This window comes from Paenarthrobacter sp. NPDC089988 (genome assembly GCF_044748465.1).
Classification (GTDB): domain Bacteria; phylum Actinomycetota; class Actinomycetes; order Actinomycetales; family Micrococcaceae; genus Arthrobacter.
This window is the reverse complement of record NZ_JBIVGD010000002.1, coordinates 236,975-245,736: the sequence shown is the minus strand read 5'-3', so window position 1 is coordinate 245,736 and position 8,762 is coordinate 236,975. Positions and strand designations below refer to the sequence as shown.

Annotated in this window: 8 protein-coding genes; 2 read left to right on the top strand and 6 right to left on the bottom strand. The window is 63.1% G+C overall.

The window, feature by feature from the left end:
- Positions 1–112: 112 nt before the first annotated feature.
- The 3 genes from ACIPV6_RS04445 to fdxA all read right to left on the bottom strand — a co-directional run bounded on the left by ACIPV6_RS04445 (position 113) and on the right by fdxA (position 3,118).
- Entirely contained in the window at positions 113–1,396 is a 1,284-nt protein-coding gene (locus tag ACIPV6_RS04445; protein ID WP_387434892.1) for a citrate synthase, read from the bottom strand.
- A 232-nt stretch (positions 1,397–1,628) separates the two neighbouring features.
- The gene (dapC, locus tag ACIPV6_RS04440; RefSeq protein WP_400269706.1) at positions 1,629–2,777 is read right to left on the bottom strand and encodes a succinyldiaminopimelate transaminase; all 1,149 of its coding nucleotides are present in this window, start codon (positions 2,775–2,777) and stop codon (positions 1,629–1,631) included.
- 14 nt (positions 2,778–2,791) lie between these two features.
- Positions 2,792–3,118, bottom strand: a complete 327-nt coding sequence (gene fdxA, locus ACIPV6_RS04435) for a ferredoxin (protein WP_018776555.1) — start codon at positions 3,116–3,118, stop codon at positions 2,792–2,794.
- Between the two features lie 135 nt (positions 3,119–3,253).
- Here fdxA and ACIPV6_RS04430 point away from each other — a divergent pair, with 135 nt between their 5' ends.
- A complete protein-coding gene (locus ACIPV6_RS04430) occupies positions 3,254–3,499 on the top strand; it encodes a hypothetical protein (protein ID WP_400269705.1) in 246 nt (81 codons plus the stop codon).
- Here the strand turns inward: ACIPV6_RS04430 and ACIPV6_RS04425 are convergent.
- Positions 3,486–3,881, bottom strand: a complete 396-nt coding sequence (locus ACIPV6_RS04425) for a hypothetical protein (RefSeq protein ID WP_400269704.1) — start codon at positions 3,879–3,881, stop codon at positions 3,486–3,488. The two genes, ACIPV6_RS04430 and ACIPV6_RS04425, sit on opposite strands and share 14 nt — an antisense overlap.
- 24 nt (positions 3,882–3,905) lie before the next feature.
- Positions 3,906–5,822 (bottom strand): translational GTPase TypA, encoded by a 1,917-nt coding sequence (gene typA, locus ACIPV6_RS04420; RefSeq protein ID WP_400269703.1) that lies wholly within the window; start codon positions 5,820–5,822, stop codon positions 3,906–3,908.
- A gap of 302 nt (positions 5,823–6,124) precedes the next feature.
- Here typA and ACIPV6_RS04415 point away from each other — a divergent pair, with 302 nt between their 5' ends.
- On the top strand, positions 6,125–6,955 hold the full coding sequence (locus tag ACIPV6_RS04415) for an SGNH/GDSL hydrolase family protein (RefSeq protein ID WP_400269702.1): 831 nt from the start codon (positions 6,125–6,127) through the stop codon (positions 6,953–6,955).
- 90 nt (positions 6,956–7,045) lie between these two features.
- Here the strand turns inward: ACIPV6_RS04415 and ACIPV6_RS04410 are convergent, their stop codons facing one another.
- Complete coding sequence (locus ACIPV6_RS04410; RefSeq protein WP_400269701.1) at positions 7,046–8,755, bottom strand: ABC transporter ATP-binding protein; 1,710 nt, start codon at positions 8,753–8,755, stop codon at positions 7,046–7,048.
- Between the last annotated feature and the right edge of the window lie 7 nt (positions 8,756–8,762).

The following is an 8,762-nucleotide window of genomic DNA, read 5'->3' as shown; positions in this document are numbered from 1 at the left end:
GGGGCTTCGGGGCCCGCGGGTTGGGTGGCGGGGGGCTTGCGCCCGCGCTTATTGCCCCCCCCCCCCCCCCCCCCCCCGGGGGGGGGGGCCCCCCGACGTCGTTATTGCCGTATTAGTTGGCCGGGTAATTGCGCTCCGGCTCCCCCGTGTAGAGCTGCCGCGGACGGCCGATCTTGGTCTGGGGATCGTTGATCATTTCGCGCCACTGGGCAATCCAGCCCGGAAGCCGGCCAATGGCAAAGAGCACGGTGAACATCTTCTCCGGGAAGCCCATCGCCTTGTAGATGAGGCCGGTGTAGAAGTCGACATTCGGGTACAGCTTGCGCTGGATGAAGTAGTCGTCCGCGAGGGCCTTCTCTTCGAGGCGCATGGCGATGTCCAGCAGTTCGTCGTTGCCGCCAAGCTTCCCGAGGACCTCGTGGGCCGTGGCCTTGATGATTTTGGCGCGGGGATCGTAGTTCTTGTAGACGCGGTGTCCGAAGCCCATGAGGCGGACGCCGTCTTCCTTGTTCTTGACCTTCTCCATGTAGTCCTCGGGCTTGATGCCGTCGGCCTGGATCTGGCGGAGCATCTTGAGGACGGCCTCGTTGGCGCCACCGTGGGCGGGACCGAAGAGGGCGTTGATGCCGGCGGATACCGACGCGAAGAGGTTCGCGTTGGACGAGCCCACCAGGCGCACAGTGGAGGTGGAGCAGTTCTGCTCGTGGTCCGCGTGCAGGATGAGCAGGAGGTCCAGCGCCTTGACCACAACCGGGTCCAGCTCGTACTGCTCAGCCGGAAGGCCGAAGCTCAGGCGGAGGAAGTTCTCCACGAGGTTCATGGAGTTGTCCGGGTACAGCATGGGCTGGCCGATGGACTTCTTGTGGGCGTACGCCGCGATGACCGGAAGCTTGGCCATGAGGCGGATGGTGGAAACCTCCACGTGCTCCGCGTTGAACGGATCCAGCGAGTCCTGGTAGAAGGTGGACAGCGCGGAAACGGCCGAGGAGAGAACGGGCATGGGGTGCGCGTCGCGGGGGAAGCCGCCGAAGAAGCCCTTCAGTTCCTCGTGGAGGAGCGTGTGGCGGCGGATGCGCTGATCGAACTCTTCCAGTTCGGTGGGGGTGGGGAGGTTGCCGTAGATCAGCAGGTAGGAAACTTCCAGGAAGCTTGAGTGCTGGGCCAACTGCTCGATCGGGTAACCGCGGTACCGCAGGATGCCTGCGTCTCCGTCGATGTAGGTGATGGCCGACGTGGTGGCGGCTGTGTTCATGAAGCCGGGGTCATAGGCAACGGCGCCCGTCTGCTTCAGCAGCTTGGAAACGTCATAACCTTCGTTTCCTTCTACAACCTTGATGCGCGGCAGTTCGAGTTCGCCGCCGGCATGGCGCAGTGTCGCGCTGGTGGTCTCAGTCATGGAGTCCCCTTCATGAGGCCTCTGGGCCTCTATAGAACGCTTGTCCAACCAACTCTTGGTGACGCCGCATTCGGCCCCACTGTTGCAGGGCTCCAACGGCCGAAGTGCTTTCTTATTGAAGGCCACCATTGATAGTCAATTAAAAAGTTACCGCCAGTAACCCCCCGGAACTAATCCGTGCCGTCTGGTTACTGGCGGAAACACAGCGTTTGTGCTGCAAGTCACAGCATCGTTATGAGGCTGAGTTTAACCTCTCCACGGCAGCGTCAATGCGTTCGTCGGAACCGGTCAGGGCCACGCGGATGAAGCCGTTGCCCGCGTCGCCGTAGAAAACACCGGGACCCACTACGATGCCCAAATCCGCAAAGCGCGCCACCGTGTCCCATGTGGCTTCACCGGCCGTGGACCAGAGGTACAGCCCGGCCTTCGACTCGTGGATCTGCAGGCCGAACTTCTCAAGCGCCGGAACGATCCGTTCACGCCGGCTGCGGTAGAGATCCTTTTGCGCCAGCACATGCCCGGAGTCCCCAAGAGCCACACGCATCGCTTCCTGGACCGGGAAAGGGACAATCATCCCGGCATGCTTGCGGCTGTTGACCAGGTTGGCCATGATCGCGGAGTCTCCGGCAACGAAGGCTGCCCGGTACCCGGCGAGGTTTGACTGCTTGCTGAGGGAGTAGACACTCAACAGCCCATCGGTGGAACCGCCCGTGACCCGGGGATCCAGTACGCTCGGCACTGCTTCGCCGCCCCGCTGCGCATCCCATTCGCCCCAGCCGAGCTCGGCATAGCATTCGTCGGAGGCCACGACGGCACCGACTTCACGGGCCTGGCCGACGATTTCACGCAGGGACTCAACACCGCGCACGCTTCCGGTGGGATTCCCCGGAGAATTGATCCACACCAGCCGCACCTTGGCACGGGTGGCAGCGTCCAGTTCATCCAGGTTGTCCGCGGCCACGGCGGTGGCTCCGGCGAGCATCGCCCCGATGTCGTAGGTCGGATAGGCTACAGTCGGCCTGACCACAACGTCGCCACTTCCCAGGCCGAGCAGGAACGGGAGCCAAGCCACCAGTTCCTTGGAGCCTACGGTTGGCATGACGTCGCGGGGATCAAGCCCCGGAACCCCGCGTCGGGTGGCAAACCAATCAACCACGGCCTGCCGCAACGGCTCGGTTCCGTGGACAGTGGGGTAGCCGTGGGCGTCAGAAGCCGCTGCGAGGGCATCACGGATGAGGCCCGGCGTGGGATCCACGGGCGTGCCGATGGACAGGTTCACTGCACCGCCAGGGTGCTTCGCAGCCGTGGCAGCGTAGGGCGCCATGGCTTCCCACGGGTAGTCAGGCAGGTTAAGGCCGAAAGCCGGTGCCGCGGAGATCAAGGGTGCAACCGCCCTTAGTGGTCTTGGTTCTGCGGCGGCAGCGCGGCAATGAACGGGTGGTCCTTACCGGTGTTGCCGATCTTCGCAGCGCCGCCGGGCGAGCCAAGGTCGTCGAAGAACTCCACATTGGCCTTGTAGTAGTCGGCCCACTCTTCTGGGGTGTCATCCTCGTAGTAGATGGCTTCCACCGGGCACACGGGCTCGCAGGCACCGCAGTCGACGCATTCGTCGGGGTGGATGTAGAGGGAACGCTCACCTTCGTAAATGCAGTCGACAGGGCATTCTTCAATACATGCCTTGTCCTTGACATCCACACACGGCTGCGCGATTACGTACGTCACGTCCCAGACCTCTCAACGGTTTGTCCCGGCGAAGGCCGGGTTAATACGGCCGGCTCCATGCCGGGCACTGAACTTCCGAGCCTATTATCCAACAGGGCTGTGACGCCAACCTAGCCCGCGTCTTAGTATGAATCGGTGACTCCCCCGCATTTGCCGCCCAGACAATTCCTCCTCACCGCAGAACCAGGTACCCGCGTGGTGGTCCGGTACAAGATCGAGGAAGGTCTGACGGATGCGCTGGGCTACTTGGTGGCAGCCAACGGAAACAGTTGCACCGTGCGGACCCGGACCTCCGACGTCGAAATTCCGCTTGCCATGGTGATCGCGGCCAAGCAGGTTCCGCCACCGCCACCCCGGCGGTCCGCCGTTAACCGTCCCTGAGGGCCGCTTTCCACCTGGCCAACAGCCAGGCCGCGACCACAAGCATCAACAAGGTCACACCGGCAATGCCAAAGACCCATACGTTTCCCGGCAGGTCGCCGAGCACCAAGCGCTTGTCAGGCCCGCCAGAGGACAACAACCCAACGGTGGCATAGGCAACAAGGCCGGCTACCGCCGTCGGAATCACCGAAGCCGACCACGCCACCAACCACAGTTGGACCGTAGCGAGCAGGAGCAGGGCGGCGCCGGCTCCCCAGTAAAGCTCGACGCCGGAAATCACCACACTTTGCCGGTGCAGTACCGTTCCGGCTACTGCGACAAAAAGAGCCGCCAGCACGGCCATGGCAATGCCACGGGCCGCACTGGCGACTCTCTTGTTCAAACTACTGCTCCGGGCTGTTGGACACTACGCCTTGGCGCGGGCGCGGTTGGCCTTGGCACGCTCGTTGGAGTCCAGGATGACCTTGCGGATACGGATGTCCTCCGGCGTGACCTCGACGCACTCGTCCTCACGGGCGAATTCGAGCGACTCTTCAAGGGTCAGCTCGCGCGGCGGGGTCAGGTTCTCGAAGGAATCCGAGGAAGCTGCACGCATGTTGGTGAGCTTCTTTTCCTTGGTGATGTTCACGTCCATGTCGTCAGCGCGGGAGTTCTCGCCCACGATCATTCCTTCGTAAACCTCGGAGGTGGGCTTCACGAAGAAGGAACCGCGCTCCTGGAGGTTGATCATGGCGAACGGCGTCACAACGCCTGCGCGGTCGGCAACCATCGAACCGTTGGTACGGTATTCGATCGGACCGGCCCACGGCTCGTAGCCTTCGGAGATGGAAGCAGCGATACCGGCACCACGGGTGTCCGTGAGGAAGCGGGTGCGGAAACCGATCAGGCCACGGGCAGGAACGATGAACTCCATACGGCACCAGCCGGTACCGTGGTTGGCCATGTTGGTCATGCGGCCCTTGCGAGCGGCCATGAGCTGGGTGACGGCACCGAGGTACTCTTCGGGGACGTCGATGGTCATGTGCTCCATGGGTTCGTGCAGCTTGCCGTCAACCGTGCGGGTAACAACCTGCGGCTTGCCTACGGTCAGTTCGAAGCCTTCGCGACGCATCTGTTCCACGAGGATGGCCAGGGCGAGCTCGCCACGGCCCTGGACTTCCCAGGCGTCGGGACGCTCGGTGGGGAGGACCTTGATGGAGACGTTACCGATGAGTTCCTTGTCCAGGCGGTCCTTCACCTGGCGGGCCGTGACCTTGGCACCCTTGACCTTGCCGGCCAGCGGGGAGGTGTTGATACCGATGGTCATGGAGATCGCGGGATCGTCCACGGTGATGAGCGGCAGCGGCTCGGGGTTCTCCACGTCCGTGAGGGTTTCACCAATGGTGATGTCCTCGATACCGGCAACGGCCACGATCTCACCCGGGCCGGCGGACTCTGCCGGAACGCGCTCCAGGGCCTTGGTGGCGAGGAGTTCGGTGATCTTGACGGTCTTCAGCTCACCGTTCTGGCGTGCCCAGGCAACCTGCTGGCCCTTGCGCAGCGTGCCGTTGTAGATGCGGAGCAGGGCGAGGCGGCCAAGGAACGGGGAAGCGTCCAGGTTGGTCACGTGTGCCTGCAGGACACCGTCCGGGTTGTACGTCGGTGCCGGGATGTGCTCAATGATGGTCTTGAACAGCGGCTCAAGGTCTTCGTTCTCCGGAGCGGAGCCGTTGGCAGGCTGCTCCAGGGAAGCGCGGCCAACCTTGGCGGCGGCGTAGACCACGGGAACCTCAAGGACCTTGTCCAGGTCCAGGTCCGGAACCTCGTCAGCGAGGTCCGAAGCCAGGCCAAGGAGGAGGTCCATGGACTCGTGGACAACCTCGTCGATGCGGGCGTCAGGACGGTCGGTCTTGTTGACCAGCAGGATCACCGGCAGGTGCGCCGCGAGGGCCTTGCGCAAGACGAAGCGGGTCTGGGGCAGCGGACCCTCGGAGGAGTCAACCAGCAGCACGACGCCGTCAACCATGGACAGGCCGCGCTCCACCTCGCCACCGAAGTCGGCGTGGCCGGGGGTGTCGATGACGTTGATGGTGATGGTCTCGCCGTTTGACGACGGGCCGTTGTAGGCAACGGTCGTGTTCTTGGCGAGGATGGTGATGCCCTTTTCACGCTCCAGGTCGCCGGAGTCCATGACGCGGTCCTCAACCTCGCCATGGGCAGCGAAGGAGTTGGTCTGCTTGAGCATGGCATCGACCAGGGTGGTCTTGCCGTGGTCAACGTGTGCAACGATCGCGACGTTGCGCAGATCGCTCCGCGACGCAGTGTTAACGGTAGTTTCAGACATGCGTTTATGACTCGTTTCAGTGGTGAAGTCAGCTGTTTTCATCCGCGCGCATACCTGATCTTCCGGACCGGAACACACAACGAAAAGACCCCGGGACACAGGGCACCTATGGCTATTCTAAACGCACCAGCATGAGTGGGCCTAAAAGGCAAGGCATCCTGCGAGTGAATGTGCCTTCCCTCACGCTTGCTCAGGTTTTGCGAAAGTTCATGTCAAGACGCTGGATTTTCCCTCTGGCATGCCCCATGATGTCTGCAGGAACCAGTGCCCTTCGGAGAAAATCGATGCGAAAAGCTTCGGCCATGTTCCGCTTGTTCGCACCGTTGATCGCCGTGGGCGTTCTGTCGGTAGGCTGCGGGACAAATACGCCATCCCCTACCCTTTCATCGGGCTCGCCCGCACCTGTCGCGGCTGCCACGGCGGCCGCCCAGAAGCCGCAAGGGCTTCCTTCGGCGTCACCTTCACCGGATCTTCCGGTGGGTTCGCTGTACCGGAACCCGGCCAATGACCGCAACGAGATCATCCTCGCCGACGTCAGGCACACGGCGGTCCTGATTGGCGATTCGCAGTCGCAGCCGAAGGACTCATGGCCCCAGCGCGGCGTCGCAGCACTCGGCTACAAGCTCTATGTCGCCGGCATGGGTGGCACGGGCTTCGTCGCCTCAACATCCAAGACAGGAAACTACATCGACGCCCTCCAGCGCGGCGACTGGGTCCTGCCCTACGGGGCTCCCCCGCTGATCGTGGTCCAGGGTGGTGGCAACGACGCCGCCCAGAAAGCCACCGACGCGCAGATCTCCACCAACGCCGAACGCCTCCTCGCCGTGCTCAAGAAGCGCTACCCCGGTTCGCGCCTGGCCATGATCGGTACCTTGGCCAAGGGTGCCGATAACGGTGGCGGACGGCGTACCGAAGTGGATGCCTTGCTGAGCCGGGTTGCGGCCAAGAACAACATCCCGTTCGTCAGCGCCGGAGACTGGCTGACCCGGTACGACGCCGTCAAGGACCTCCAGGACGGTGTACACATGAAGCCCTCCGGCCATGAAAAGCTGGGCAAAGTCCTCGCCGGCCAACTGGCTTCCCTGGGCCTGCAGCCGCGGACGGAGACGGACACCCCGGCACCAAGCCAGTAGTCACTTCCGTTGACGGCGAGAGCCGGTGGTTCCCTTTTGGGGACCACCGGCTCTTCGCTTTAGTGCGACTGCCGTGGAGTACGACGGCGGTCAGGCCACCGCCGGGGGCAGCAGTAGGGAGCCACCGGGGATGGCATCCAGCAGAGCCTGGGTGTAGGCCTGCTTCGGGTTGTCGAACACCTCGTCGGTGCTCCCCGTTTCCACAAGCTTGCCCTTCTCCATGACGCACACGTGATCGGCGATCTGCCGCACCACCGCGAGGTCGTGGGTGATGAACAAGTAGGTCAAGCCGAGGTTGTCCTGCAGTTCCGCCAGAAGGTTCAGTACCTGGGCCTGGACCAGGACGTCCAGAGCGGACACAGCCTCATCACAGATGATGACCTCGGGGTCGAGCGCCAAAGCACGCGCGATGGCGATGCGTTGCCGTTGCCCACCCGAGAGTTCGTTCGGGTACCGCTGCATGGTGGTCTGCGGCAAGGCAACCTGGTCCAGCAGCTCCCGGACCTTCTTTTCGCGGCTGGCCGCGTTGCCGATCTTGTGGACCCGGAGCGGTTCTTCGATGGTTCGGAAGATGTTGTACATCGGGTCCAGGGAGCCATAAGGATCCTGGAAGATCGGTTGCACGCGGCGCCGGAACTTGAACAGTTCCTTGCCCTTCAGGCCTGCCGTGTCGACGCCGTCGAACACGATCTGGCCCTCCGTGGGGCTCTCCAACTGGAGCACCATTTTGGCAACCGTGGATTTGCCGGAACCCGACTCACCCACAATCGCGGTAGTGGTGCCCCGCTTGACGTTGAAGCTGACACCATCGACGGCCGCGAAGTCCGTCGCCTGGCCCAGCCCTTGGCGCAGCTTGTACACCTTTCGGAGGTCCTTGATTTGCAGGACATCGTCCATGGCACGGCTTTCTGCCGCCGCGGTCGGTGCCAGCAGGTCCTCGGCTTCGACACCTTGTTCCTTGGCCACCTGGATACGGCGGGAGGCCAGCGAAGGCGCAGATTCCACCAATCGCTTGGTGTACGGGTGCTGCGGGTTCCGGAGCAGTTCAAGCGACGGACCGGCTTCCACCACGTTGCCTTGGTACATGACCACTACTTTGTCCGCGCGTTCGGCAGCAAGGCCGAGGTCGTGGGTAATGAGCAGCACCGACGTCCCCAGCTCGGTGGTCATAGTGTCCAGGTGGTCCAGGATCTTCCGCTGGACCGTGACATCCAACGCGGATGTCGGCTCGTCGGCGATGAGCAGCTTCGGCTGGCAGCTCAGGCCGATCGCGATCAGAGCACGCTGACGCATGCCTCCCGAGAACTCATGGGGATACTGCTTGGCCCGACGGGCAGCGTCCGGTAGGCCGGCCTCGGCGAGTGCACGGGCCACGTCCTCCGGACCGTCGGGACGCCCGTTGGCCTTGAGCGTCTCACGTACTTGGTATCCGATCTTCCACACAGGGTTCAGGTTGGACATGGGGTCCTGTGGAACCATGCCGATGTGGCTGCCGCGAAGTTCGATCATCCGCTTCTCGGGCGCATGGGCGATGTCCTCGCCGTCGAGCAGGATCTGCCCGCCCGAAACCCGGCCGTTGTTCGGCAACAGACCAATGGCGGCGAGCGCCGTCGTCGATTTGCCCGAACCGGACTCCCCCACGATGGCGACCGTTTCGCCCGGCATGATGGTCAGGTGGGCGTTCTTGACAGCCTTTACCTCACCGGAACCGGTCTTGAAGGTAATGGCGAGGTCCTTGATTTCCAGAATTGGCCTGGCCGTAGCCGTGGCTTCATCGATGCTGATGTTGGCTGAAGTCATGTTCGCC